Annotated in this window: 24 protein-coding genes; 9 read left to right on the top strand and 15 right to left on the bottom strand. The window is 68.8% G+C overall.

Translation table 11 applies throughout. The annotated features are described in order from the left end of the window. Nucleotides 1–164: 164 nt before the first annotated feature. The 3 genes from OO71_RS51480 to OO71_RS03035 form a co-directional block, all read right to left on the bottom strand. A complete protein-coding gene (locus OO71_RS51480) occupies nt 165–989 on the bottom strand; it encodes a class I SAM-dependent methyltransferase (protein ID WP_051791012.1) in 825 nt (274 codons plus the stop codon). Next, nucleotides 986–2620 carry a radical SAM protein gene (locus OO71_RS51485; protein ID WP_033288077.1) on the bottom strand — a complete coding sequence of 545 codons (1635 nt, stop codon included), beginning with the start codon at nt 2618–2620 and terminating at the stop codon, nt 986–988. Before OO71_RS51485 ends, OO71_RS51480 begins: the two co-directional genes overlap by 4 nt. A gap of 432 nt (nt 2621–3052) precedes the next feature. Then, complete coding sequence (locus OO71_RS03035) at nt 3053–5341, bottom strand: heavy metal translocating P-type ATPase (protein WP_051791013.1); 2289 nt, start codon at nt 5339–5341, stop codon at nt 3053–3055. Nucleotides 5342–5474: 133 nt separating this feature from the next. Here OO71_RS03035 and OO71_RS03040 point away from each other — a divergent pair, with 133 nt between their 5' ends. Then, a complete protein-coding gene (locus OO71_RS03040) occupies nt 5475–6443 on the top strand; it encodes a cytochrome c oxidase assembly protein (protein ID WP_051790955.1) in 969 nt (322 codons plus the stop codon). Nucleotides 6444–6448: 5 nt separating this feature from the next. Here OO71_RS03040 and OO71_RS03045 read toward each other — a convergent pair whose 3' ends face one another. Next, the gene (locus OO71_RS03045; RefSeq protein WP_156096136.1) at nt 6449–8200 is read right to left on the bottom strand and encodes a bifunctional copper resistance protein CopD/cytochrome c oxidase assembly protein; all 1752 of its coding nucleotides are present in this window, start codon (nt 8198–8200) and stop codon (nt 6449–6451) included. A gap of 300 nt (nt 8201–8500) precedes the next feature. Between OO71_RS03045 and OO71_RS03050 the strand changes: the two genes are divergently transcribed. The 5 genes from OO71_RS03050 (at nt 8501) to OO71_RS03075 (ending at nt 12574) form a co-directional block, all read left to right on the top strand. Further along, entirely contained in the window at nt 8501–8995 is a 495-nt protein-coding gene (locus tag OO71_RS03050; RefSeq protein WP_033288078.1) for a MarR family winged helix-turn-helix transcriptional regulator, read from the top strand. A gap of 143 nt (nt 8996–9138) precedes the next feature. Then, nucleotides 9139–9810 carry a winged helix-turn-helix transcriptional regulator gene (locus OO71_RS03055; RefSeq protein ID WP_033288079.1) on the top strand — a complete coding sequence of 224 codons (672 nt, stop codon included), beginning with the start codon at nt 9139–9141 and terminating at the stop codon, nt 9808–9810. 340 nt (nt 9811–10150) lie between these two features. Next, nucleotides 10151–10831 carry a response regulator transcription factor gene (locus tag OO71_RS03065; protein WP_033288081.1) on the top strand — a complete coding sequence of 227 codons (681 nt, stop codon included), beginning with the start codon at nt 10151–10153 and terminating at the stop codon, nt 10829–10831. Further along, complete coding sequence (locus tag OO71_RS03070) at nt 10828–12186, top strand: sensor histidine kinase (RefSeq protein WP_033288082.1); 1359 nt, start codon at nt 10828–10830, stop codon at nt 12184–12186. The genes OO71_RS03065 and OO71_RS03070 overlap by 4 nt, the downstream gene beginning before the upstream one ends. 85 nt (nt 12187–12271) lie before the next feature. Continuing rightward, nucleotides 12272–12574 carry a hypothetical protein gene (locus tag OO71_RS03075; protein ID WP_033288083.1) on the top strand — a complete coding sequence of 101 codons (303 nt, stop codon included), beginning with the start codon at nt 12272–12274 and terminating at the stop codon, nt 12572–12574. Here the strand turns inward: OO71_RS03075 and OO71_RS03080 are convergent. The 9 genes from OO71_RS03080 to OO71_RS03120 all read right to left on the bottom strand — a co-directional run bounded on the left by OO71_RS03080 (nt 12522) and on the right by OO71_RS03120 (nt 20481). Beyond that, the gene (locus OO71_RS03080) at nt 12522–14291 is read right to left on the bottom strand and encodes a chloride channel protein (protein ID WP_033288084.1); all 1770 of its coding nucleotides are present in this window, start codon (nt 14289–14291) and stop codon (nt 12522–12524) included. The two genes, OO71_RS03075 and OO71_RS03080, sit on opposite strands and share 53 nt — an antisense overlap. 46 nt (nt 14292–14337) lie before the next feature. Then, nucleotides 14338–14784 (bottom strand): SPW repeat domain-containing protein, encoded by a 447-nt coding sequence (locus tag OO71_RS03085; protein WP_033288085.1) that lies wholly within the window; start codon nt 14782–14784, stop codon nt 14338–14340. 71 nt (nt 14785–14855) lie between these two features. Further along, entirely contained in the window at nt 14856–15281 is a 426-nt protein-coding gene (locus OO71_RS51910) for a DUF6292 family protein (protein WP_342669910.1), read from the bottom strand. A 146-nt stretch (nt 15282–15427) separates the two neighbouring features. Then, complete coding sequence (locus tag OO71_RS03095) at nt 15428–15775, bottom strand: integrase core domain-containing protein (protein WP_342669911.1); 348 nt, start codon at nt 15773–15775, stop codon at nt 15428–15430. 1 nt (nt 15776) lies between these two features. Then, on the bottom strand, nt 15777–16385 hold the full coding sequence (locus OO71_RS03100; protein WP_033288087.1) for a phosphatase PAP2 family protein: 609 nt from the start codon (nt 16383–16385) through the stop codon (nt 15777–15779). A gap of 13 nt (nt 16386–16398) precedes the next feature. Next, a complete protein-coding gene (locus OO71_RS03105; protein ID WP_033288088.1) occupies nt 16399–16863 on the bottom strand; it encodes a Chromate resistance protein ChrB in 465 nt (154 codons plus the stop codon). A gap of 578 nt (nt 16864–17441) precedes the next feature. Further along, entirely contained in the window at nt 17442–18734 is a 1293-nt protein-coding gene (locus tag OO71_RS03110; RefSeq protein WP_033288089.1) for an ArsB/NhaD family transporter, read from the bottom strand. Nucleotides 18735–18768: 34 nt separating this feature from the next. Beyond that, nucleotides 18769–19215, bottom strand: a complete 447-nt coding sequence (locus OO71_RS03115) for a CBS domain-containing protein (protein ID WP_033288090.1) — start codon at nt 19213–19215, stop codon at nt 18769–18771. Between the two features lie 39 nt (nt 19216–19254). Continuing rightward, entirely contained in the window at nt 19255–20481 is a 1227-nt protein-coding gene (locus OO71_RS03120; protein WP_033288091.1) for a cation:proton antiporter, read from the bottom strand. A 291-nt stretch (nt 20482–20772) separates the two neighbouring features. Here OO71_RS03120 and OO71_RS03125 point away from each other — a divergent pair, with 291 nt between their 5' ends. From OO71_RS03125 to OO71_RS03135, 3 genes are read left to right on the top strand one after another with little or no spacing between them, the layout of a single operon-like run. Beyond that, a complete protein-coding gene (locus tag OO71_RS03125; RefSeq protein ID WP_033288092.1) occupies nt 20773–21651 on the top strand; it encodes an SAM-dependent methyltransferase in 879 nt (292 codons plus the stop codon). Between the two features lie 17 nt (nt 21652–21668). Then, nucleotides 21669–22592 carry an ABC transporter ATP-binding protein gene (locus OO71_RS03130; protein WP_245633552.1) on the top strand — a complete coding sequence of 308 codons (924 nt, stop codon included), beginning with the start codon at nt 21669–21671 and terminating at the stop codon, nt 22590–22592. A 30-nt stretch (nt 22593–22622) separates the two neighbouring features. After that, a complete protein-coding gene (locus tag OO71_RS03135; RefSeq protein ID WP_245633553.1) occupies nt 22623–23339 on the top strand; it encodes an ABC transporter permease in 717 nt (238 codons plus the stop codon). 44 nt (nt 23340–23383) lie between these two features. Here OO71_RS03135 and OO71_RS03140 read toward each other — a convergent pair whose 3' ends face one another. Continuing rightward, nucleotides 23384–24784, bottom strand: coding sequence for an APC family permease (locus OO71_RS03140; protein ID WP_245633554.1), 1401 nt, complete (start codon nt 24782–24784; stop codon nt 23384–23386). A gap of 124 nt (nt 24785–24908) precedes the next feature. Then, nucleotides 24909–26192: a glycosyltransferase gene (locus tag OO71_RS03145; protein ID WP_033288093.1), complete on the bottom strand. Its 1284-nt coding sequence runs from the start codon at nt 26190–26192 to the stop codon at nt 24909–24911. Nucleotides 26193–26498: the final 306 nt, after the last annotated feature.

Here is a 26498-nt window from a genome sequence, read left to right on the forward strand (position 1 = left end):
GACCGCTGCCACGCAGTCCATCACCAGCACCGCGATACGGAGTTCGAGGTGACACCAGATGCCGGACTGCGCGTGCAGTTCGCCGCGCCGCGTGATTCCGCCTCCTGGCCGAGCCAACGGTGTTCGCTCCCCATCTTGCGAGGACGGTGTGCCTAGCGGGACTGTCAGCGGCCGGACGCTCCTTCGGGTTCCGATATGTCCGCGGGTTTCTCGGCGACGAGCAGGGCGTACCCGATGAGCCCGTCAGCGACGGCCCGCTTGGCCAGCGCCGCGTAGCGCAGCACCGCCTCGACCTCCACCCCGGCCTCGGCCAGCCGGGCGGACGCGGTCATCCGCAGCACCCGCAGCCGGGCGTCGATCTCGTCGATCATCCGCGCGATCGCCTCGTCGTGGACCTCGGTGTGCACCACGCGGAGCCCCGCCCGCTCCAGAATCGCCGCGTACTCGCCCAGCGGACGGGCGTCGGCGATGCAGGCGACCCACGCGGCCACCGTCCTCAGTTCACCAGGCAGCCCGCCCTCGGCGACCGTCACGTCAGTGATGCCCATCCGGCCTCCGGATCGGAGGAGCCGCGCGAACTCGGCCGCGGCGGTCGCCTTGTCCGGGAACGTGCAGAACGCGCACTCACACACGACGGCGTCGAAAGTATTGTCCAGCAGCGGTATTCGTTCGGCATCACCGAGGTGGAACCGCACCTTCTCAGCCAGCCCGGCCTCGGCCGTCACCGCACCAGCGCGCTCCACTGTGGACTGTCCAAGGTCGACACCGTCGACGGTGACGTCGTAGTCGGCGGCGAGCAGGCGCGCGGTCGCACCCGGCCCGGAGGCGATGTCGGCGACCCGCTGACCGCTGCGCAACCGCAGCCGTTCGGCCAGCCGCCGGGTCAGCGCCAGCCCGCCGGGGTGGTAGGACTCGCCCAGCATCAGGGCCACCGCGTCGTTGCCGTAGGAGGAGGCGCAGCAGGACTTGATCTCGGCCGGGGTGTTCACTCCCGCACCGCCCGCCTGCCGACGTTGGTGGTGTCCGGCGCGATCGCCGTCCGACACCCGTTGCCCGCGCCGTTGTTCCTGCCCGCCGCATCCAGGGTGCCCGCGACCTTGGAGCCATACGGCGAGTCGGCGAGCAGCGGTTGCAGTTCGACCGAGTTCGGCACGACGTCGGCGACCTTCACCCCGGACATCTGCTCGCGCACCTGCTCGCGATAGCCGACGGAGTTGTAGGCGCAGAACGGGATCAGCCGCCCATCCGGGGTGATCTCCTCCACGCAGCACTTCATCAGCTGCTTGACATTCAGGGTGTAGGGGTCCTGGAAGTCCTGCACCACGATCATGAACGCCCGGTCGGTGAGGTTCGCGAGTGCCTCGGGCAGGTTCACACCACACGCGTCCGCGCAGTCCAGCGCTTCAGCGGTCTGTCGGAGCCGCTCTTCGGTGGTGTCGGTGCCCATGAACGCCGACGCGCTCCACAGCTTTTCGAGAGCTTCGCGGATCGCGTAGTCGGGTACGACCCGGTTGGACACGTAGTCCAGGTAGTCCTCCACCCGCAGCAGCCGCGGGATCGGCACCACCCCGAAGCCCGGCTGCCCCGGGGTGCCTTCGGTGAGCAGGTAGGTGATCGACCGGCAGGTCGGGAAGCAACAGGGCACCGGGAAGAAGTCGTCCTTGCCGAACCACTCGGGGCGCTGTGCGGCGATCAGCTCGATGACGTCGGAGTTGGTCAGCCGGGTCAGCGGATCGAACTCCACGTGCCGCCCGGAGTGCGTGACCGGCTGGAACGACACCGACCGCACAGCCGGATGCGCCAGCCCGAACTCGACGATATCGCCGAGCTCGTGCTCATTGAGCCCACGCTCGACCGCGGCGACCAGGGTGACGGTGAGTCCGGCTTCGGCGCAGTTGTCCAGCGCCTGCCGCTTGCGCTCCCGCAAGTCTTTACCGCGGATCTCCAGGTGGGTGCGCTCGTCGAAGCCGTCGAACTGCAGGTAGATATTGATCGACTTGCCGCCTCGGCCGTTGCGTTCCCCCAGCGCGGCGGCGAAGCGTTTGTCGGTCGCGAGCCGGATGCCGTTGCTGTTGAGGTTGACATTGCGGATCGGCTTCGCCCGGGCCAGGTCGATGAAGTCGAGGATGTTCTTGTGGATGGTGGGTTCCCCGCCGGAGAACATCACCACCTCCGCCTCGCCCTCGGACTCGACGAACACGTCGAGCATCCGCTCGCACTGCTCCAGCGTGATCGAATAGCCGTCGGTCTGGTGACCGGAGTCGGCGAAGCAGATCGGGCAGTCCAGGTTGCAGTTGGTGTTGACCTCGATGATGCCCAGGCAGGCGTGCTGCTTGTGCTCCGGGCACAGCCCGCAGTCCGAGGGGCACCCGTCCTTGACCTCGGTCTGGAACGTAAGCGGGACGGTGCCCGGTTTGTTGAACCGAGCCGAGGCAAGGTACGCCTGCGCGTCGCCGTAGACCAGCGCCTCGAATTCGCCGTGCTCCTTGCATCGTTTGCGCAGATAGACCTTGTCCTCGCGAATGTTGACCTGCGCGTCCAGCACCGTCTTGCACACCGGGCAGATGCTCTTGGTGTACTCGACGAACACCTCGTCTCGATCCCGCTTCTGCGTTGTCAACGGCCACTCCCGCTCGAAGATTCGCGATCAGGTTTCCGACTCGATCCCACCAGCCGGCCGCGGCGTTCGCAGCGCGAATGTCAGCGAGCCGACACTTGCCGTCCGGACGTGGCTGCCGACTGGAACGGCCAGCCGCGGACCATGCCCGAGAACCGTGTCGACGTAACGGTAACGCCCGGAACGTCCTCCTCCATCGTTATCTGTCAGCCGGCCTCGGGCATCAGCTGATCCTGGATCCCGGGCAGCGCGCGCGACAAGGTCGAGGTTGAGCCGATCTGCGATGGCTTCGTAGCTCAGACGTTCGTTGACCCGCCTCCGATACATCTTCCGCACGACCGGCGCCTGCACCGGGTCCGGTTCCAGGAATGACTTCTTGACCCCCTCGCACGGGCTTGCGATCCGACTACCGGAATGGTGAGTGTGCGCTGGCGCTCAGTTGTCCACAACGGACACTATGGCGCGCAAGCGGTCTTCGGTCTGCGGTAGGGAATTCGGCTGTTCGAACCTGCGCAGCCGCAGGCTGTTGGACACCACGAACAACGACGACAATGCCATCGCCGCCCCCGCGATCAACGGATTGAGCAATCCGGCGGCGGCAAGCGGAAGGGCGGCGATGTTGTAGCCGAACGCCCAGCACAGATTGCCCCGGATCGTCCGCAGCGTCGCGCGGGCGAGCCGGACCGCTGCCGGGACCACCGAAAGATCCGTCCGCATCAGGATCAGGTCGCACGCACCGACGGCGACATCGGTGCCCGACACCAACGCCATCCCGAGGTCGGCGGCGGCCAGCGCGGGTCCGTCGTTGATCCCGTCGCCGACCATCGCAACGCTTCGGCCCTCGGGCCGCAGCCGGGCGATGACCGATGCCTTGCCGGCCGGCAGGACTTCCGCGATCACCTCGTCGATCCCGGCCTCCGCCGCGACCACGCGAGCGGTGGCTTCGTTGTCGCCGGTGAGCATCACCGTCCGCAGACCGAGCGCACGCAGTTCCGCCACCGCCCCGCCGGCGCTCGGCCGCACCCCGTCGGCGAGCGCGATCACCGCACCTACCTCGCCCCCGATCGCCACTGTCACCACGGTGTTTCCGCCGGCTTCCCATCGTTCGCGCATTGCGTCCAACGCCGGTGGAAGAGCGCCGACCTCCGCAAGCAGCAGCCGGGCGCTGCCCACGAACACCTGGCGTCCGCCGACCCGGCCGGACACTCCGAGGCCGGACAGAGCACGAAATTCCTCGACCTCGCCGACCTCGCCGAGTTCGGCCCGGGCGAGTTCGACGATGGCCCGGCCGACACCATGTTCCGACGCGTTCTCAACCGCTGCGGCCGCCGCGAGCGCCTCCGTGCGGGTAACGCCGTCAGCCACTTCGAACGCTGTCACCGACATCGTCCCCGTGGTCAACGTTCCGGTCTTGTCGAGCACAACCGTGTCGATGGCTTTGGCCGACTCGAGTGCCTGATGCCCTTTGATGAACACCCCCAGCTGTGCGCCACGACCCGAGGCAACCAGCAATGCCGTCGGTGTGGCCAGTCCCAGTGCGCACGGGCACGCGATGATCAGCACGGCCAGCGCGCAGCTCACCGCTCTTTCCGCCGGAGCACCCCCAAGCAGCCAGCCAGCCAGGGTGAGAACCGCAAGCACCAGCACGACCGGCACGAACACCGCGGCGATCCGGTCGGCAAGCCGCTGCACTGCGGCTTTGTCGCTCTGCGCCCGCTCGACCAGCCGTACCAGGTGCGCCAACTGGGTGTCCGCGCCCACTCGCTCGGCCCGCACGACCAGTCGACCACCCAGCGCCATGGTTCCGGCCGCGACAGTGTCTCCGGCGGCGACCTCGGCCGGACGGGACTCTCCGGTCATCGCGCTCGCGTCGATCGCACACACGCCCGTCTCGACAATCCCATCCGTCGCGATCGTGTCCCCCGGGCGCACCACGAACCGATCCCCCCGGCGAAGCCCGGAGACCGGGATCCGGCGTTCGGCGCTGTCCTCGTCCAGGACAACGACATCGCGCGCGCCGATCTGCGCCAGCGCCCGCAATGCGCGGCCAGCGGTGTGTTTCGCTCGCGCTTCGAACATCCGCCCGGCGAGCACGAAGATGGTGACACCCGCGGCCACATCGAGATACATCGACCCCGCAGGCTGCAGGATGAGGCCCCACACGCCCACGCTGTGCAGATCCGCGCTGCGGCCGAACATCGTGTAGATCGACCAGCCCGACGCGGCGATCACCCCCAGCGAGACCAGGGTGTCCATCGATCCGGTGCCGTGCCGGGCAGCCCGCAGTGCCTGCTGGTGGAACGGCCAGGCGCACCAGGTGACAACCGGAACGGTCAACGCGAGCAGCACCCATTGCCACCCGGGGAATCGCAGCGAGGGAACGAGAATCAAGGTGATCGAGAGGTCCGCGAGTGGCACCCCGGCCAGCAGCGCAACCACCAGCCGCCGCCACCATGCTCGCACCCGATCCGGCGGGCTTTCGGCGTCGTCACGGATGACTTCCCGGGCCTGGTAGCCCGCGCCTTCCACCTGGGCGATCAGCTGCTGGACGGGAACCGGTCCGGCGAGCACGACAGTGGCGTGCTCCGTGGCGTAGTTCACCGTTGCGGTCACGCCGTCGAGCTTGTTGAGTTTGCGCTCGACCCGGGCCGCGCATGCCGCGCAGGTCATCCCGCCGATCGCGAGGTCCACGGACGCGGCGGGAGCCGCCGTTACATCGGTCATCTGCGGATCAACTTCTTCTTCCGTGCGTTTGCGGAGGACCCGGACGGCCGAGGGCTGCGCCGTCCACGCCAGTATCACCCGGTGCCACAATGAAGTTCCGGCGGCCCCGGCGGATCGGAAGGAAGGCGGGAACGTGCAATTCCCCTTCACCTGGCACACTCCCTTCACTACCTGGGACATACCGGTCGCCGCCGCGGTCACGCTCACACTGCTCGCGATTGCCTACGCAGCAGGCATCACGCGAACGCGGAACTGGAGAATCCGCGATACCGCAGCGTTCTACGGCGGACTCGCCGCCTGCGCACTCGCCGTCGGCGGCGGCATCGGCGGGTACAGCACCACTCTCTTCACCGTCCACATGGGACAACACCTGCTGCTGATCACCGTGGTGCCGGCTCTGCTTCTGCTCGGCCGTCCGCTGGAGCTGCTGCGCAGGGCCGCTCCGGAACCTCTTCGCCACGCACTCGGCCGCGCGAACCGTTCACGCCCGGCCCGCTTCGTCACCCACCCGCTGCTCGCGCTCCTGTACTACGCCGCCGTGGTCTCCGGCACCCACCTGACGCCCTTCCAGCAGAACGCAGCCGCAAACCCCGTGCTGCACGGGGTGGAAGTGCTGCTCTACCTCAGCAGCGGATACCTGTTCCTGCTTCCGATCGTCGGCGCCGAGCCCGCGGGGCGCCGGCTCGCACCATTGCTGCGGCTGGTGGCGCTGTTCGGCGGGATGGTGGTCGACACCGTGGTCGGGGTCGCATTGCTGATGACGGTCAGCCCGCCTTTCGCCGCCTACATCGTCCCGGACCGTGGCTGGGGCCCGGACGCGATCACCGACTTGCACTGGGGCGGGGCAATGATGTGGGTCGGCGGCGACCTGCTGATGGCGGCGCTGGCCATCATGGTGATCACCGCGTGGGTGTCCTCCTCGGACAGCAAAGCCGATCTCGGAGCGTGGCTGGAGTCGGCACGGCACAGTGCGCTGGCCGACCACACCGGTTCACTCGGCCCGGACGTCGACCTCGACGAGGACGACGAGGCCCTGCGCGCCTACAATGCGATGCTCTCCCGGCTGGCGCACCCCGAACGAGACCCGCATCGTCCGGAATAGGTGAATCACTCGGGCCGGGACTCTCCCCGCAGATCGCCCAGACTGCGGGCAAGCCGGTCATAACCAGCGAATCCCGTTCCGCCGTCGCGGCTCCAGCGCGCAAGCAGCGCCGCCAGCACCACTGCCAGTGCGGCTTCGCCGATCACCAGCGCGATCAGCCCGCCCGCACGCTGGTCCGCGGCGAGGCCGGGTACCCAGGGCAGGGCCAGCGCTTGGTACATGTTCGACGACGCCGGCCCATTGCCCACCACCCGGCCGGTACTGATCAGGAAGGCGCCGAAAACCACATCGGCGGGCATCGCGGCCAGCAGCAGCCCGAGCCGGGCGATCCCGGGCAGGGGTCGCGGGCCCGGGTCCGTACCTGCGACCACCCAGAAGAACAGATAGCCGATACCAAGGAACACCGCGTTGATCAGCAGATGCCCCCAGTGGAACCGGACCAGCGCGTCGAAGAGGCCGGTGAAGTAGAGCAGGAAGGGGGCGCCGGCAAACAACACCAGCACCGCCACCGGATGGGTGAGGGCACGCACCAGCCTGCTTCCGGCGATCCGGTGTATCAGCTCTGCCGATCCGGGCAGATCGGTGCCCGGGACCGCGGACCGCAGCGTCAGCGGGGCCCCTTGCACCAGCAGCGCCGGCGCCAGCATGTGACTGGCCTGGTGCAGGCTGAACATGCCGGCCGCATACCGGCCGATGCCCGACGACGTCGCCAGCACGAGCACGAGACATCCGGCCAGCCATGTCGCCGTACGCACCCGGGGCCATGCACCGCGATGCCCTCGCACCCCCGCCACATACCACCCTGCGAGCACCACTGCGAGCGGGCCGAAGAACAGATCCGGCCGCCAATCGCCCAGCAACCGCAGCACCGTCGGAGGGCCGGGCAGGTCGTACCCCAGCACCGTCTGCGCCGTGTCGAGCACCCTTCCCAGGAAATCCGGCACCGAGAGATGGCTCAACCCCACCGAAATCCCGATGACCGCAGACAGCAACACCACCTCGGCAGCGAGCAACCCCACGAGCGGGCCGCGCCGCCCCGGCCGCTCCGCAACCCACCGCGCCGCCCGGCGCGCCCCGAACCTGCCCGCGACCCCGGCCAGCATCGCGAGCACCGCCTTGATCACCAACGTCAGCCCGTAAGGGCTCGTCAGTAGCTGTGCCGGCGGCACGAGCACGGCCGTGAGCACCAGACCGGACAACGCGAGCACGACCCAGCACCACGACGCGATCCGGTCGTACCGCCGCACCAGTGCCGCCGGATCGCCGCCTGCCCGGCGAAGCAGCGCGAGCAGCAACCCGAACCAGATCATCGCAGCCGGCACATGCACCACCAGTGCCGCCAGTGACAGATCATGCCCGGCATCGGACGAGCCGTGCGCGGTCATCAGCGGCGGCAACACCGCGAACACCGCAATCCCGCACCACAGCGCAGCCGCCTGCCACCGCAAGCTCATCCGGGCACCAACGGCGACGATCAGCACGAGCAGCGCGCTGCACCCCCACGCTTTCGGCTGCTCCAGCGCACCCATCAGTCCCGGCAGGTTCGCCAGCGCCGACACCAACGGCATCCCGGCCGCGTCCGCCGCGCTGAAGGGGATCAGCAGCACCGCTGCTCCCAGCCAGACCATGGCAGCCGCCGCGGCCCAGCGCAGTTCCCCGAACCCCGGCCCGGAAAGCAGGCCCGAGCCCGCGGGCCGGGTGCACAGCACAACGAACACCAGCGCGCCAACGCATACCGTCGCCGAGACATCCGCCACCACACGAGCACCAGCACAATGCCGACAGCGAGCACCGCACCGACCATCCCGCTGGAACGTGCTGTGACCCGATGGACTCGCCGGTATCGCACTGCGTCCCCTTTGTTCCCAAGGGAAGTCGTCTCACCATGGCACGCCGGATATCCCCGCGGGGAGGGCCGGGGCACCCCTGGACGTTGCGGACGGCCGATTCCGCCCCGGAAGCCATCCTGTCTGCGCGCATTGCCTTGCCCGCGGCCGCGGATGGGCTCCGTCCCGCCATCGCTGCAGCTGCCCAAGACGGTGCGGCACACTGAAGGTATGTCCCGACCTTCGGCCGCCGCAGCAAACACCGACGTCGACGCGGTCACCGAGGCCGTGCTCACCGCATCCCGGCTCCTGGTGGCCGTGTCGGCACGATCGATCGCCGCGGCCGGTGACCTCGTCACCGTCCCCCAGTTCCGGCTCCTGGTCATCCTCGACTCGCGCGGACCGATGAAGCACGCTCTGCTCGCGGACCTGCTCGGGGTGACCCCGTCGACAGCCAGCCGGATGGTGGACCGGCTCGTCGGCATCGACCTGGTCATCCGGCAGCACAGTCCCGCCTCGCGCCGGGAGATCGTCGTCGAGCTGACTCCCGAAGGCGCCCGGGTCGTCCGGCGGGTGACCAACCGGCGGCGCCGCGAGATCGCCGACATCGTCGCGAAAATGCCCGCCCAGGCGCGGCACGGCCTGGTCGACGTCCTCACGGCCTTCACCAACGCCGGCGGTGAACCGTCTGCCTCGCTCTCCTCCGGCGACATGGTCTGGGACTGACTGATCGTCAGAATAGCGTCAGGTGCGACCGTCGCCCATCCGGCGACAATGACGTCGTGGACCCCGCAGCGCAAAGGCCATCCGCCCGTGCTTCCCGCTCGTGCCCGCAGTACCGGTGGGCCTGCCGGGCTCGGGAGCGCTGAGTGCGTTACGGACAGCATTGCCCGGTCGCCGACGCGGCCGACGTGCTCGGCGAGCCACGGACGCTGCTGATCGTGCGGGAACTCCTCCTCGGCGCCACCACGCTGCCGGAACTGGCTGCCGGGTTACCCGGGCTGTGGCGCAGCCTGCTCGGCAAGCGGTTGCGGCACCTGTCCGATCTCGGCCTGATAACCATCTCCGCCCCCGGCGGCATCCCGGTGCAGTGCCGGCTCACCGACGCCGGGCGAGGTCTCGAGCAGATCGTCGACCTGCTCGGCCGCTGGTCGCAGCGATGGCTGGTCCCGCATCGCGGCGGGGTCGATGCGGGGGTGCTGCTGCGGGACATCGGGCGCGGCATCGAGCGCCGCGTGCTGCCGCCTGCCCCGGTAAGTCTGCATTTCAGCTTCGGCGAGACCCGGGGACCACGCTGGTGGTGGCTCGCACTGACCACCCACGGAGCACACGCCACCGCCGAGGATCCCCGGCTCCCCGTCGCCACCAGAATCACCTGCACGCCGGTTGCGCTGGCCGACGCGTGGCTCGGCCACACGAGGTGGCTCGACGCGGTCAAGGACCGCACGATCCGTTTCACCGGCGACCGCGAGGCCGTGCGCGCGGCGATCGGGTGGCTGGGGACGAGCCGCTACCGCGAACCTGCGGCTGCACACGGGTGACTGCGTCACCGCCACCCCGGCCCATCCGGCGCACGGTACGAACATCGCCGGCCGAAGGCTCCGGCCGGTTCGCCCACGAATCGAACAGCACCAGCAACCCCGCACAGACGGCACACACCAGACCGGCGATCACGGCATTCATGACGATCAGCAGGGCCGCCACGGCCAACGCCGGCACCACCGCGAGCCAGCAGTACGGATCGACCCTGCCGAAAGACCGCCGTCCGCTGCTGCTCATGCCTGGATCCACCCACCTCTCACAATTGCAGTATGCAACACTTTCCTAGTGCATGTGTTTGGTATGGGGGAGGAATAGCGCAGTGGCAGAGAAGCAAGACCGATGATGGTGCGAGTGCTGCTGGTCGAGGACGATGCGCTGATCAGTGCGGCTCTCGCGCTGGCGCTTGCCGACGAAGATTTCGACGTCACGCAGACCGCATCCGGAGCGGTAGCCCTGGAGATCCTGGGCACAGTGGAGGTGGACGTGGTCCTGCTCGACCTGATGCTGCCCGGGATCGACGGCCTCACCGTGTGCCGTGAGCTGCGCAAGCGCGGCAATCTGCCGGCGATCGTGATCACTGCGCGCACCGACAGCCAGGACGTGATCGCCGGGCTTGAGGCGGGCGCCGACGATTACGTCACCAAACCGCTGGTGCCCTGGGAACTCGCCGCGCGGATTCGTGCATTGCTGCGCCGGACCGCCCCGGCGCGGCCGGCGAACCTGCGGATCGGCGCCCTGCTGCTGCGTCCCGACGACGAAAGCGCATCCCGCGACGGCACGCGCATCCACCTCACCCGCACGGAATTCCGCCTGCTGTCCGAACTTGCCGCGGCGCAGGGGCCGGTCGTCACGCGGGAGCAGTTGCTGCAGCGCGTGTGGGGGCACGACTATTTCGGGGACACGCGGCTGCTCGACGTCCACATCCGGCGGCTGCGGCGCAAGGTCGAGCCCGATCCGGACACGCCGCGCCTGGTGCTGACCGTGCGCGGGATCGGCTACCGCGTCGAGCTGCAGCCGTGAAACGCACACTTTTCCTGCGCTGGCGAGTGTCCGCAGCATTCGCGCTCGGGCTGGTGCTCGTGGTCAGCGCACTGTCGGTGGCGACCTGGCACCTCACCACCGGGTACATGTTCAGCCAGCGCGAGCAGAGCGCGGACCGGCAGTCGCAGGTCAACGTGCGGCTCGTAGACAACGCGATCCGCAACCGATCCGACGGTCTCGACGAACTGCTGACCGGGCTCGCCACCAATCCGGACTCGACGATCCTCGTTTCCCTGCCCGGGGGCTGGCGCACCGCCGGGCGGCAGGTCCGGCCCGAAACGCTCCCGCCTGCCCTGCTCACCCCGGCCCGCACCGGGACCGCAGCACCACAGCGCTTCACCTCCGGCGGTATCCCGGTCGTCGCTGTCGCCGTCCCGCTGACCGCAGCACCCGGGCTGTACGTCGAACTTCACCCGTTGCTGGAACTCGAGCAGACCTTCCGATACCTGCGCGTGATCCTCATCGCGGGCACGTTGGTGTGCGGGCTGTTCGGCATCGTCCTCGGCGCCTGGTCGGTGCGGCGCGCGCTGCGTCCCCTGGCTGCATTCACCGACGCGGCCGGCCGGATCGCCCGCGGCGACCTCCGCGCCCGGCTGCCCGAGCAGGCCGACCCCGAACTCGCGCCACTGGCTACCACGTTCAATGCTACCGCCGCCGCGCTGGAACAACGGGTGCGCCGGGACGCCCGGTTCGCTGCCGACGTCAGTCATGAACTCCGCTCGCCACTCACCACGATGACGACCGTCGCGGAAGTACTCGACCGCCGCCGCGACGCCATGCCCGCGCCGGCCCAGAAGGCGCTGCACCTGCTGCTGGCGGAGTTGCGCCGGTTCCGGCGCATGGTGCTCGACCTGCTGGAGATCGCCGCCGTGGATGAGACAGACACCGGCGAGAACCGCGAACTGGTCGATCTCGGCCCGCTCGCCCGTAACGGCGTCGCGAGCAACCCGCCACTGGCACTCGACCTCGCTGCGGGACCACTGCTGGTATCCGGTGACCGGCGACGCCTGGACCGCATACTGGCGAACTTGCTCGACAACGCGGCGCGCTATGCCGGTGGCGCAGTCCGCTTGGGAGTGCAGGCCCGTGACGGCGTCATTCGGCTCGAGGTGGACGACGCCGGCGCCGGCGTGCCGGCCGAGCTCCGCGAACGTATTTTCGAGAGGTTTGCCCGCGGAGTCCACGCCGGGCGGCGGGACCCCGGCTCCGGGACCGGACTGGGCCTGGCGATCGTCGCCGATCACGTGCACCGCCACGACGGCCGGGTCTGGGTAGAGGACCGTCCCGGCGGCGGCGCCCGGTTCATCGTCGAACTCCCCGAAGCCGGCGGTTGAGCCGGCGCCCGGCAATCGTCAGGTACCCGCGCACCGCCCGGCGAGAGAATGAACCCCAATCGCGCAAAGGCAGGAACGAGGACCGATGACTGTGGAACCGCGCACTGCCGACGACGTCTGCGTGGAGGTCGGCGAGTGGCTCGCAGGCAAGTTCACCGGCCGCTTCTCCCCTGCGGCCGTGCATCAGGTGGTCCGCGCCGCCGCGCGTGATCTGGAGGGGCAGATCGTTCCCGAAGCCCTGGGCGAAATGTTGCACCGGCTGGCTCGCTGCCGGCTCTCCCGGCTGTCCGACGCGACCTCGGGCATCCGCACGGGGATACCGGCGGCGTCCTCGTTCACCGTCCGGCCGCGGCAGGTTTCAGCGCGGTCAGCACCGATTGGTGGGTGATCCAGCCGGTCAGCTCGTCGGCCCCGGCCAGCACCGGCAGGCCGGTGCCCGGCGCATGCGTGAGTGCGTCGAGCGCATCGGCGAGGGTGGAATCGCAGGTGACCAGCGGGGGCAGTTCGGTCAGGTCGCCCACCGGTCCCTCATGGTCGTCGGCCACTGCCTCGGCCACCGCGCGTGCCGTCACGCAGCCTTGGTACCGGCCCTCGTCGTCGACGACGGGCAGGATGCCGTGCCCGGAGATGGCCAGCGCACTCGCCGCCCGCTCCAGCTCCAAGGCGGCGGGCAGCGGTTCCGGCAGGGGTTCGGTGACGGCCGAGACCGTCGTGTCCGCGAGCCGCTGCGCTGCGGGGTGCTTGTCCAGATCGATGCCGCGGCGGCGGAGCTTGAGCGTGTAGATCGTGTCCCGGCTCAGCACCCTGCTGGTGGCGGTGGCGATCACGATGGCGGTCAGCATCGGCAGGATCACCGTGTACTGGCCGGTCAGCTCGAACAGCACGATCACCGCCGTGATCGGCGCACGCGCCGCCCCAGCGAACGCTGCCCCCATGCCGATCAGCCCGTACACCCCGGGCGAGGCGGTCAGCGACGGCAGCCACGCACGCACCCCGATGCCGAATGCGGTGCCTGCCATCGCCCCGATGAACAGCGACGGCGCGAACACCCCGCCCGACCCGCCGATCCCGATGGTCAGGCTGGTCGCGACGATCTTGCCGGCCAGCAGCACCAGCAGGAACCCGAGGACGTAGCGGCCTTCCACGGCGTTCTGCAGCACTGGATAGCCGACCCCGTACATCTGCGGCAACACGAGCAGCAACCCGCCCAGCAAGACACCTCCGGCGGCGGGGCGCAGCCATTCCGGGCCCCGCCACACCCGGTCGCACAGATCCTCGATCCAGTACAGGACACGGGTGAACAACACCCCACACGCACCGACGAGCAGCCCCAGCACCACGAACAGCAGATACTCGACCGGGTTCCGCAGCGTGAACAGCGGTAGATCCAGAAACGGCGTGTTCCCGAACACTGCGCGCCCGACCACGCTCGCCGTCACGCTCGCCAGCACGACGGCCCCGAAGGACTCGGCGGCGAAATCGCGCAGAATCAGTTCCATCGCGAAAAACGGGCCGGCCAGCGGCGCGTTGAACGTCGCCGCGATTCCGCCCGCCGCGCCACAGGCGACCAGAACCCGCAGGCGCGACTCGGGCAGCCGCACCCACCGGCCCAGTGCCGACCCCAGCGCCGACCCGATCTGCACGATCGGCCCTTCCCTGCCGACCGAACCACCGGACCCGATCGTCAACGCCGACGCCAGCGCCTTCACCACACTCACCTGTACCGGAATCCGCCCGCCCCGCTCGGCGACCGCGACCATCACCTCCGGTACGCCGTGCCCCCGCGCCTCGGGTGCGAACCGGTACACCAGCGGCCCGTACACAAGACCGGCCACCACCGGCGCCAGCAGCAGAAACCACGGCCCCAGCGCCGGGAACCACGGATGCGCCACCCGGCCGGCCGCCGCGTAGTCCGCCTGCCCGGAAAACACGTGCGTGAACTCCGTGATCAACCACCGGAACACCACTGCACCCAGCCCGGCGCCCGCGCCGATCAGCACCGCCAGCCCGACCAGCCCGGCGCGGCTCTCCCGCACCCACCGGCCGGCCGGCTGCCGGGCAGGCACCGCGAGCCCGCGTTTCACCACGTCATCACCCGAAGACATTGTTGCAGTATGCAACAGTTGTCAGAAGACAGGGTTGCGGTATTCCTCACACCCGCCGCGCGACACCGGCCTCCCGACGAGCCGCCGCACGCTGCCGGTATGTCAACACCGCGCTGGTCACCCCCAGCGCGACCAGGAGCACACCACAGACGACGTCGTTAACCACCGCGCGCACCGGATGCCCCGACGCCGAAAAGAGAAACGCGGTGCCGGCCAGCCAGACCCCGGCCGCAGCGTTGATCAGGCTCAGCACCGGCAGATCCTTCGGCGCGGTCATCCGAATCATCGCCAGCACCGAGACGACGATCGCCAGTACCACGTCGTCGATGTCGACGAACCCGGACGGGTCCGCGAGCCCGAAATGCACCACGAACGGGGCAAATCCCAGCCACAGCCCCACCAGAAGCGTCAGCGAGCTCGGCAGGCTCGGCGTCATCCGCTCCTCGGTACCCGGCCCGATCCAGAAATGCCGGCTCGTCACAACATCCACCACGCTGCCTCCTCGAACGATCCAAGAATGTTCGATACGACAATTATTGCACTAGCCAATGGTTGGCGCAGGAGTCAGCCAGGAGGCCAGGCAATCAGCGCGTAGGGAACCAGCAGCTCGCGCAGTGTGCCCTGGTCGGCCTCAGCCGGCTCGCCCGATCCGCGTCCGCCGGTCCGGCGCCCCGCGAGCACCTCACCCACGAAATCGGCGACGACGTCCGGTGCCGGCACCAGTCCCGCCCCGAGGCGAGCCACCAGCACCGAGGCTTCCTCCGGCGTTTCCTCCAGCACAACCGACCAGCCCCTGCGAGCAGACCACTCCACCATCCCATCGCGGCCGGGACACTCGGCGCACCGACGAGGCAGCGCGATGTAGCCGGCACACCGTGTCTCCGATTCGCATGCAGTGCCTGCACCGGGAACCCCGAGCGCTCGGGCCACCGCACGGACATACCCCGCCAGACCGGCTCGCTCGAGCGTCACAACGCGCTGCCACATCATCGCTCCTGTCTCCCCGGTCCGGCCCGACGGTAGGGGAAAGCAATCCGGTGGCAGCAGCCGATTCCACCGTTGCCCGGCGATTGCAAGGCAATCGTCAGGCGACGCTACTTGATGCGCCCCGGGTCTGGTGCAGGTTTCGTTGTCTGTCACCCAGCCCGGGCCGGCTCGGAGGGTTGATCGTTGCTTGACTTCCGGTGGGCGGCTTCGACCGCCATGGGAGTGCGCTGGCCGAACTGGCCGTGGACGCGGCGATGGTTGTACCAGTCGACGTATCCGGCCACGGCGATCTCGGCATCCAGGACCGATTGCCATCCGCGACCACGCACGATCGGGTTATGGATCAGCTTGCCCTTGAATAGCGAGTTGAATGCCTCAGCCATCGCATCATCGGAGGAACCCCCACGAGAACCCACCGAGGCGACCACTTCTACGCCGGCCAAGCGCTGGGGATGGCTTCCCAGCACCCCTGGCCGTTCCGGCGCTGCCGCCGTCACGTCAGTCCGCCATCGACTCGGCCGGACGCGACGCGGTAGTGAGCACCGGCCGCAGCAGGGTGCGCTCAGCCAGCTCGACCAGCCACACCAACAACCGGCGCACCAGCCAGAACCCGAGCAAGCTGACCGCCGCCCCGACCGCCAACCCCGCAGCCACGTCCTGCGGGTAGTGCGCCGCGATGTACACCCGGGAGAACGCCATCACTACTGCGGCCAGCGCCGCGAGCCACCCGAGTCGCCGACTGACCAGAAACAGCCCGGCCGCGACCGCACCGGCCATCACCGCGTGATCGCTCGGAAACGACGGATCGTGGCTGCGGTGGGCCAGCACCAGGATGTTCTGCAGCGTTGTGTACGGGCGGGGCTCACCCACCATCGCCGAGATCGGCTGATTCACACCCAGCGCGAGCAGCATGCCCAGCGGCGCCCACAGCGCCGCCGCCACCCGGACCGGATTCGCCTGCCGGCGCGCCAACCACCACCCGGCCAGCATCAGCGCCGCGAACACCACGAGTCCGTAGGTAGCGTAAGCCAGCACAATCGGGTGCAGCCACGGTGTCGACTTCGCGACGTCATTGATCGTCTGGAACAGCTCAGTGTCGGCGTTCACGGTCGTCCTCGGGTCACATTTGGTGCAGGGCTTGGAAAACCTGCTCGGTGTAGTCAGCCAGCCGGTCGGTGCGGTGTTTGAGCTGCAGACCGGCCTTCTCGGCCGACGGTGCGCCGAAGACGTCGCGGGCAGTGAGGTCGCGGTGCCAGCGACGCAGCCGCTCCAAGCTCTGCTCCTCTTCCTCGAGCTCGGCCATCGTGAACTTGCGGTTACCAATCTCCTTGTCGATCTCCGCGTCGAACTTGCCACAGTCGGCCAAGAACTCTGTCCACTCCTCCTCCCGGTCGGCGGTGAACAGCGCTTCCATCCGCACGCCGTCCTGCTCCCCGCGTCCGGCGGCGTCCAGCGCGACAACTTCGCCCTCGCCCCGGTGCGCCACAACGCGCCGATCCAGCGTAGCTCCCGCCACCCGATGCCGTGACGGCTCGGCCGGCACCAGCACCAGCACCAGCCACCGGCCCGACCCCAGTTCAGTCACGTCAACAAATGTAGCGCTGGTTACATATTAGTGTGTACTCAGCTCGGGTTCCAGCGTCGCGTCGGCGTCTGTCATCACGCCCGGAGAGCACGATCTGCTACTGGCACATCGATGTCAGGTTCCGGCCTGGACCGCCCGCTCCTGTTGCACCTGACGTCCCGGAGAGTCGGCCGCGGCGGCGCAACGGCAACGCCGTGCCGGTGTTTGACCTGCAGTTATGTCGGTCGAAGGGGCTACCGATAGCACCACGGGTGAGGTAGCAAACCCGAACTTGTTCGGCTGGCCTGCACCCGTCCACCGCGGAAGAAACCAGGTCATCACTGCGTGACCCGGCCCAGTCATGGCAGGAGAAGCGGTGTCCCTGTCCGTGAATCGGGACGCGGGACCGTGTCGTAATGCGGCTACCGGTCTTGTCGTTTGTGGGCGAGTCGGCGTGTCAGCACGCCGGCCGCGAACACCGCGATGAGCCCGATCGTGAACGAAAGGTCCGTCATGCCCATCCCCTTCATCGCGGGACAGTGGCTCGGCTGGGGCCGTCCCGGTGATGCTAAGCCTGGGCGGGACTGAGTATGGACGTGTCATGCGAGGGCGAAGTAGCGCAGCCAGAGGTAGGGGACGGCGACCAGGATGGTGATAGCGGTGACGATGGCACCTTTCTTGGTGAATTCCCAGAAGGAGATGGGTGTTCCGGCGCGGGCGGCGATGCCGAGCATGACGACGTTGGCGCTGGCGCCGACCGCGGTCATGTTGCCGCCGAAGTCCGCACCCAACGCCAGTGACCACCACAGTGCCTCGGAGTGGGTGGGGTCGGGGATGTCCTGAGTCAGGGCGAGCACGAGTGGACTCATCGTTGCCACATAAGGAATGTTGTCGATGACGCCGGACAGCAGGGCGGACACGACCAGGATGAGCATCACGGCGAGCAGGGCATTGCCGCCGGTGGCCTCCGCGGCGAGTTCGGCGAGGTGTCCGATGACGCCGGTTTTGACCAGGGCGCCGATCATGATGAACAGTCCGGCGAAGAACAGCAGGGTTTCCCATTCCACGCTGGCCAGGTAGTCCTTGGGTGTGGCCTGGGCGATGAGGATGAGGATGCCAGCGCCGAGCAGGGCGACCACGGCGGGCTCGATGTGAATGACCGAATGCCCCACGAACCCGGCGAACACCGCGAGCAGCACGACACCGCACTTGACGAGCAGCCGCGGGTCGCGGATGGCCTCGCGCTCGTTGAGCGCCATCACGTCCTTGACCCGGTCGGGGTGCACCGTGAACGAACCCCGGAACAGCCTGGGCAGCACCAGGGCGAACACGACGAGTTCGATCGCCACGATCGGGGCCATGTTGACCAGGAAGTCGTTGAACGTCAGGCCCGCCCGGCTGGCGATGATGATGTTGGGTGGATCACCGATGAGGGTGGCCGCGCCGCCGATGTTCGATGCCAGGACCTCGGCGATGAGGAATGGCACCGGTTTGATGTCGAGCCGGTCGCACACCAGCAGCGTGACCGGCGCGATCAGCAGCACCGTGGTGACGTTGTCGAGGAACGCCGAGGCGACCGCGGTGATCAGCGTCAGCAGGATCATCACCCGCAGCGGTGAGCCCTTGGCACGCTTGGCTGCCCAGATCGCGACGTATTCGAAGATCCCGGTTTTGCGCAGGACTCCGACGATGATCATCATTCCGAGCAGCAGGAAGATGACGTCCCAGTCGATGCCGGTGTCGTGGGAGTAGAACGCGTCCTCGGAGCCGACCACGCCGAGTGCTAGCACGATCCCGGCGCCGGCCAGCGCGGCGGCCATCTTCGGGATCTTCTCGGTGGCGATGAAGATGTAGGCCACCACAAACACGACGATCGCGAGCACAGTGCTCATCGCACGGCCTGCTCTGGCCGTGCGATGCCGCGGGTCAGTGCGGGGTGAGCGCCAACTGCAGCAGTCTGGACGCGGAGATCACGCCGAGCAGGGTCTTGCCGTCCATGACCGCGACCAGCGGGCACCGGAGCCGGGCCATGATCGCGGCGACTTCGATGATCGTGTCGTCGGCGTTGACCCTGGGCAGTTCGGCCGGTTCGCGCGGCAGCAGGCTGCGGACGGTCTTGCCGGCCAGTTTGTCCGCGACCCGGTCGGCCATCGACTCGTCGAGCACCCCGGCCAGGGACGGATCGTCCTGCACATAGCTGGGCACCAGGAACTGCACGACCTGCGAGGCGGGCAGGATCGACTGCGGACAGCCGCTGCGGTCGGTCACCACCAGACCGGGCAGCCGATGCTCGGCCAGCAGTCGGGCCGCGTCCAGCGCGTCGGAGTCCGAGTCTACGACCGGGTATTCCTCGGCCATCTTGTCGGCGTGCACCTTGCCAGGCTACGGCGGATCGGTCGGCCGTGCCGAGGGTCATTCGTTGCTCCTGTCGTTGTTTTGACGGTCGTCTGCGCGGTCGGGTCTGCCGGTGGGCAGGTTGTCCGGTGGTTCGAACCGCAAAGCTTTGGCCACTGGTACGTCGGTCGAGGAGTGCAGGACGATGGACAGCGCGATCGTGACGGCCACCAGGTCGAACACGAGTTCGCTGTCGGGGATGCCGGATTGCAGGGCGAGCAGTCCGTAGACCACCGAGGCGAAGCCCTTCGGGCCGAACCACGCGGCGGCCGAGCGTTCTCGTCGGGTCAACGGTGTGCGCAGCAGCGACAGCAGCATCGCCGCGGGCCGGACCAGCACGATCGCCAGCACCGCGAGGATCCAGCCGCCGAGGGTCAGGTGCGAGAGCCGGTCGGGGGTGATGAGCGCGCCGAACACGAGCAGGGCGGCGAACTTGGTGATCTCGGAGAGCAGGTCGCCGAGGGGTTCGAAGTGTTCCGCGGCGAGGCGGTCCAAGGTGGCCAGGGTCGAGCCGGCGGCGAACGCCGCGAGGTAGGGGTTGGCGTGGGTCAGGTGGCAGGCGGCGTAGAGCATGACCGCGATCGCCAGCGGGCCCAGGGCTTGCAGCCGCGGTTCGGCGGTGAGCACCTTGAGCCGCCAGGCCAGGGTGATCAGCGCGGGAATCGCGATACCCAGGGCCAAGCCGAGGACGAGTTCGATGCCGACCGTGGCGAGGTTGGACGAGGTGTGGGCGGCGGTGGCCAGGAAGATCAGCACGAACGGCAGGGCGAGGCCGTCGTTAAGGCCGGATTCGACGTTGAGCAGTCTGCGTAGCCGCAGCGGTACGTCGGCCCGGCCGACGATCGCGGCGGCGAAGACCGGGTCGGTCGGTGAGAGGATCGCGCCGAGCAGGAACGCGGTCGGCCAGTCCATCCCGACCAGGAAATGCGCCGGCACCGCGATGCCGACCATGGTCAGTGGCATGCCCAGGCCCAGGGCGCGCCCGGATAGCCGCCAGCCTTCGCGGAGTGCGGGCAGACTGGCGCGCTGGCCGTCGGTGAACAGCACCGTGAACAGTGCGATGTCGGCCAGGGCGGTGACCAGCGGATCGTACGGGGCGATCGTGACCAGCCCGAACCCACCTTGCCCGATCAGCGCACCGGCGAGCAGGAACAACAGCGCGGTCGAGAGGATCGTTCGGGCCGCGACGCCGGACAGCGAGACGCTGACCAGCAGCACGACACCGAACGCGAGCACCAGCGCCATGAAAACCCGTCCTTGAATCGGCCTACCCCGCTCCTGGTGTCGAAGCGGAGTGCCGACCAGGCTTCCCGGCTCTCCATGCGTAAAGATGCCGTAAACGCCCGCTCGGGGCAAACCGGTATCCCTGCTGGCACCACCGGCGTGCAGGCTGCACACCGAGCCGCGTCGGCGCTGCGTCCGGTATCGGGATCGTCTCGGGCCTGCCCGGCGAGGCGACCTGGGTTGTACGGTGAGCGTTGGTGTGCCGGGAAGCCTGGTCGGCGTCGTTCTGACCGCTACCCGGATGGAGTTCGTGTGAGCAACGCAGCCGCCCAGACCGCTGTCGGGCCCATGGTGATCATCGCAGTCGAGCAGAGCGAAAACCCGCCGCTGGTGCGCGATGAGTTGGCGTATCGGATGTTACCAAGTCTGGGGCGGTTCGCGGTCGCCTGCACCCGGTGGCGGCCTGCGCGGCGAGCGTTGATCGCCGCGACGGAGAAGAAGATCCCTGGGCTGTGGGCGAGCATGGTGTGCCGCAAGCGCTACATCGACGAGAAGCTGCTCGATGCCGCGGACGGCACTGCCGTCGGGATCGATGCGGTGGTGGTCCTTGGGGCGGGTTTCGATACGCGCGCCTACCGACTGCCTGGCCTGGCGGGGATACCGGTGTTCGAGGTCGACCTGCCCGCCAACATCGAGGCGAAACGGGCCAGGCTCGTGAAGATCTACGGCGAGATCCCGGCCGCGGTCACGCTCGTGCCGATCGATTTCGAAGCACAGAGCATCGCGGACACCTTGGCGCAGCACGGTTATCGCGGCGACCAGAGGACGTTCTTCGTGTGGGAGGCGGTGACCCAGTATCTGAGTGAGGACGGCGTCCGGAAGACCTTCGAGTTCCTCGCCGCCGCACCGCCTGGTAGCCAGCTGGTGTTCATCACCTACCTCCGTCAGGATTTCCTGGACGGCACCGTGCTCTACGGCGGGGAGGCGGCCTACCGGGAGTTCGTGCAGAAACGCCGGTTGTGGCATTTTGGACTTCTCCCGGAGCAGGTCGGCGGGTTCCTCACGCCGTACGGGTGGACCGAGGTCGAGCAGGCCGGACCGCGCGAGTTCACCGCGCGCTACCTGCAACCCGCTGGCCGCGTGATGCCGGTGTCGGAGATCGAACGGTGCGTTCACGCGGTGAAGCAGTGACCACACCGGTGTCGCCCGTGACGGCCATCAGTACCTCCAACCTGACCAAGCGCTACGGCGATGTCGTTGCCGTGGACCAACTGTCGCTGCGGATCGAACCGAGCGAGATCTACGCGCTGCTCGGTCTGAACGGGGCGGGCAAGACGACCACGATCCGGATGCTGCTCGGGATGGCCCGCCCCACCGGCGGAACGGTGTCGGTGCTGGGCGCCCCGGTGCGTCTCGGCGGGCATGCAGTGTGGTCACGGGTCGGGTATCTGGTGGAGACCCCGGCGGCCTACCCCGAGCTCACGGTCATCGAGAACCTTCAAGTCGCGGGGCGGCTGCGCGGGTCGACCCGCGCAGGTGCGGTCGAAGAGGTGATCGCCCAGCTGGGCTTGGCACCGTATGCAGATCACCGCGCACGCACGTTGTCGCTGGGCAACGCGCAACGACTCGGCCTGGCGAAAGCCCTGATCGACCGGCCCGAGATCCTGATCCTCGACGAACCCGCCAACGGCCTGGACCCCGCCGGGGTGGCCGAGATCCGCGGCCTGCTGCATGACCTCACCCTCGAGCACGGAGTCACCGTGGTGCTGTCCAGTCACATCCTGACCGAGGTGGCGCGGCTGGCCACCCGCATCGGCATTCTCGATGACGGGCGGCTGGTCAAGGAGATCCACGCGAGTGACCTTGCCGCACAGGCGCGTCCGCGGCTGGGCGTCACCGTCCGCGACCCTGCCGCCGCGACCACGGCCCTGCAGGCCGCGGGGTTCGCTCCGGACACCAACGGCGAGGGCGGGCTCGTACTCAGCGACGAGCGCGCGGTGCGGCAACCGGACCTGATCGCCACCCTGCTCGTCGAGGCCGGTTGCCCACCGACCCGGCTCGCCGTGGAGCAGGACGACCTGGAGACCTATTTCCTCGATTTGGTCGGCGCTTCCCCGGCGGGTGCGCGGTGAGCGCGCCGATCGTGGCTGCCGTGGGTAACCGTGTGGGCGTTCACCGTCGTCGCGCTGGTCGGCGGTTTGTTCATGTTCGTCCTGCAGGACCAGCGGCGTGCCCGCGCATTGGGCCTGCTGGGTACCAAGGCGACGCTGGCCGGCGGTGACGCGGACTGGCTGACGTACTTCGGGTTCCTGGCTCAGGCCACCGCGATCGGCGGCATGGTCGTGTTCGGGTTGGTGCTGGTGTGGATGTTTGGCCGCGAGTTCAGCCAGAACACTGTCAAGGATCTGCTGGCCCTGCCGACCGCGCGCACCACGATCGTCGGCGCGAAGTTCGCCGTGGCCGCCGGGTGGTGTCTACTCCTCGCGCTCTATCTCTACCTGCTCGGGCTGCTCACCGGAACCGTGCTCGGCCTGCCCAGCTGGTCTGCGGCTGTGGCCGTCACCGGCCTGACGACGCTACTGGCCACCGCCGTGATGACGATCCAGCTGGCGACTCCGATCGCGCTGGCCGCCAGCGTCGGCCGCGGCTACCTGGCCGGGGTAGGGGTCATGATCGCGGTGATCTTCCTGGCCCAGATCATTGCCGCGCTCGGCTACGGGCACTACTTCCCCTGGTCGGTGCCCGCCCTCTTCAGCGGTCTCGCCGGCTCGGACAGCACCCCACCCGGACCGCTCGGTTACACCCTCGTGGCCCTGATTGGTGCGGGCGGGATCCTGGCCACCGCGTTGTGGTGGCGACACGCCGACCAAGACCGGTAGTCCGGTGCCCGCACGGTGCAGGTAGCGCGCGCCGGGGTTCGGTGTCAGTCGTGGTGTTCGGCCTCGGCGGCGAGGTTGCGGATTCCGCGGGGCCGGCCGGATCGCACCCACAACCGGTACATGCCGAACGCGATGAGCAGCGCGGCGGCGATCGAGATAACCGGGTCACCGCGGGTGAGGTTGACCGCGAGGGTGAACCCGACGGCCAGTGCACCGACGAGGTTGACCACCAGGAACACCCAGCGCCGCTCGCGAAGCGAGAAGCGGGACATCGCGACCAGCCCGGCCAGGAAGCTGACGAACACCGACGCGGCGTAGAACAACACCAGCTCCTGATCCCGGCCACCCGCGGCGGCAGTCACCGCCGCCGACGCCGCGGCGAAAACGACCACGCCCCAGTACGGCGTGTGGTGGGAGTTGGTGCGCCCGAGCCAGCCGGGCAGGATGCCGGCGCCGGCGCCGGCGCCGTTCGAGCTGTGGCGGCGTGCGAGGGCTTTGAGCAGGCCGGGCCCGGCCTGGAACGAGGAACTCGCGGCCGACAGCAGCAGCAACGCGGTCATTCCCTGGAACGTGGCGAACACCGGGGCCGGTGCGGCGATCCGGGCGAGTTCGGCGATCTGGGTGGTGTCGGCGTGCGGGACACCGACCCCCAGTCGCACCGCTTGGGCGGTCAGCCCGAGGGTGATGGTGCCGACCACGCCCAGGGTCAGCCACAGCGTGATCCGCCCGAACCGGCGCCTGCCGGGATCGTCCAGCTGGCCGAGTTGCGCGATCGCCGAGGACGGTGCCTCGATTCCGGTGGCCAGCGCCATCGCTACCGGGAACGCCAGCGCAACTGCCAGCAGTGGTGAGTGTCCTGGATCGGTGCTCGTCTCGCCGACCGGGTGCGGATCGGCGAAGAACCCGAACATCAGCACGGTCACCGCGAGCGCGATGAACGCCACCGTCATGACCGCGAACACCGCGCGCCCCAGGTGCCCGAACCACGTCCCGGCCGCGACCCCGGCCACCAGCAGCAGCGCGATCAGCACCCGCCAGGGGGCCAGGGCGGGCAGGAACGCGATGATCGCCGAGGCACCGGCGGCGGAGCTGATCGCGATGGTGAGCACGAAGTCCACGATCAGCGCCCCGATCGGCACGAACGCCGCGCCTTCTCCGAACGCCTCACCGGTGGCCGCCGCCGCACCTCCCCCCTGCGGGTAGCGGGCCACCAACTGGTGGTAATTGACGATGACCAGCACCACGATCGCCACCACCAGGCCCATCGTGGGCAACAGCAACGCCAGATCCCCGCGCAAGGCGCGCAGCGCCGCCTCGATCGCATAGGCCACCGAGGACACCGGGTCGGCCATCACCGCAAAGGCGAACGCGAACAGCAGCACCGGCCGGCTGTGCATCAGGTGCGACCAGCGGGTCGCAGTAGCGGTGACGTGCGAAGAACCCACGGTGGCCTTTCTGGGGCAGGGGTGAAGACGTCGCCGACCAGACTTCCCGGCACACCAAGGAGCGAGCTTACTCAGCAGAAACGACCGGAAGGACCTGGGGCGACGTGCAAAACCGGACCCACTGTCAGGTTGGGCGCTGTGCCAACGCGACGCCCTCAAGGGCGGTCACCGCATCGCCGACTCCGTCCTCCGCGTGGACATCTCGGCCCAACTGCTCGGCGGTCCGCGCCAGGTCCGGATCGGTGATGGCAGTGGTGATGGCCGCGGCGAGACCGGACGGTGTGAGATGGCGCTGCGGTAGCGGCTCGGGCGCCACGCCCCGACGATGCGCCAGCCGAGCCCAGAACGGCTGGTCGCCAACGAAGGAGCACACCACCTGCGGACGGCCGGCGGCGAACGCCACGCCGGATGTGCCCGCGCCGCCGTGGTGAACCACGGCAGCCACCCGCGGGAACAACCGCTGGTAGTCGACCTCGTTCACCACCAGAACGTCGTCACCTGCCGCACTATCGGCCAGGCCACCCCACCCGGTGGCCATCACCAGGCGCGTCCCGGCTCGTCGGGCGGCCTCCAGCACGACAGCGGTGCTACGGGCGGGGTCGCGGCCGGACATCGAGCCGAACCCGACGAACACCGGCGGGTCGCCCGCCGCGAGGAACTCCTCGACCCGGTCCGGCAGCGGCTCGGGCGCGGGTGGCAGGACCCAGTAGCCGGTGGTGTGCACCGAGTCCGGCCAGTCTGCCGGTGGCGGCAGTACGGCGGGACTGAACGCGTGCAGGACCGCGCCCTGGCCGTTGTCGGGCCGGCGCGCGGGATCGTGCCGTCCGCGGCGGCGCGGCAGGCACAAGGTGTGCTCACGCCATCGGTCGACGACCCGGCCGAACATCGCCGCCGGGGCTTTCATGCCGAGGAAGGTCGCGCGATTGGCGAATGTAGGCAGCCACTGTGGGAAGCCCGCGCCTGGCCAGGGGAACTCCCGCGTCGGCAGGTACATCGGGATCGGCAGCGCCAGCACCGCCGGGATCCCCAGCGCCTCGGCCACATGCTGCCCGGCGAGGATCTGGCCGTTGTGCACCACCAGATCCGCACCGGCACCGGCGCCGCGTGAGGCGACGACCCAGCAGTCCTCCAGCAGCTGGGTGAACATCGCCGGCATGGTCCGTGCCTGCCGCAGCCGGGCGCGTATCCCGCCCTCGATCACCGTACCGGCGCCTGCCGGGTCGTCCATCAACCGCATCGGACCGTCGTCCACTCCGGCGAACGGCACCCCGTGGCTCGTGACGAACCCGGCGAACCGATGCGGCGCGGTGAGGACCACCTCGTGCCCCGCTGCCAGCAGTCCCCGCGCCAGCGCCACGAAGGGCTGGACATCACCCCGCGTCCCCAGCGTCATGATCAAGACCTTCATCGGTGCGTTTCTCCGTTGTCGGGCGCGGTCGCGTCGGTTGAACGCCCACACACCCGCAGCGAGCAAGACCACGGTCCTCGCAGCCAGAACTCCCGCATCGGCCCACTGCACGCCGTTCTCCCTGTGCAGTTGGGGCCGAGGTAGTTGGAGATCTCCCCACGTGCGACGTCCAGACACAACCTGGCAAGGTTGCGACGGCGGCCGTAGGTCTTGATGGGCTGGTCGAGCTGGATGACCGATTCCATACGCGTGTACTGTACTGAGTGTTTCGAAATCTGCAAACACTGCGAACTGTTAGGATCGCAG

The sequence above is a fragment of the Amycolatopsis jejuensis genome (assembly GCF_000717335.1).
GTDB lineage: Bacteria > Actinomycetota > Actinomycetes > Mycobacteriales > Pseudonocardiaceae > Amycolatopsis > Amycolatopsis jejuensis.

Excerpts from the sequence above, each read along its gene's own strand:
- OO71_RS03035 (WP_051791013.1), bottom strand. The coding sequence starts at position 5,341 with ATGACCGATGTAACGGCGGCTCCCGCCGCGTCCGTGGACCTCGCGATC.
- OO71_RS03050 (WP_033288078.1), top strand. The coding sequence starts at position 8,501 with ATGTCCCGACCTTCGGCCGCCGCAGCAAACACCGACGTCGACGCGGTC.
- OO71_RS03065 (WP_033288081.1), top strand. The coding sequence starts at position 10,151 with ATGATGGTGCGAGTGCTGCTGGTCGAGGACGATGCGCTGATCAGTGCG.
- OO71_RS03075 (WP_033288083.1), top strand. The coding sequence starts at position 12,272 with ATGACTGTGGAACCGCGCACTGCCGACGACGTCTGCGTGGAGGTCGGC.
- OO71_RS03080 (WP_033288084.1), bottom strand. The coding sequence starts at position 14,291 with ATGTCTTCGGGTGATGACGTGGTGAAACGCGGGCTCGCGGTGCCTGCC.
- OO71_RS51910 (WP_342669910.1), bottom strand. The coding sequence starts at position 15,281 with ATGATGTGGCAGCGCGTTGTGACGCTCGAGCGAGCCGGTCTGGCGGGG.
- OO71_RS03110 (WP_033288089.1), bottom strand. The coding sequence starts at position 18,734 with ATGAGCACTGTGCTCGCGATCGTCGTGTTTGTGGTGGCCTACATCTTC.
- OO71_RS03120 (WP_033288091.1), bottom strand. The coding sequence starts at position 20,481 with ATGGCGCTGGTGCTCGCGTTCGGTGTCGTGCTGCTGGTCAGCGTCTCG.
- OO71_RS03145 (WP_033288093.1), bottom strand. The coding sequence starts at position 26,192 with ATGAAGGTCTTGATCATGACGCTGGGGACGCGGGGTGATGTCCAGCCC.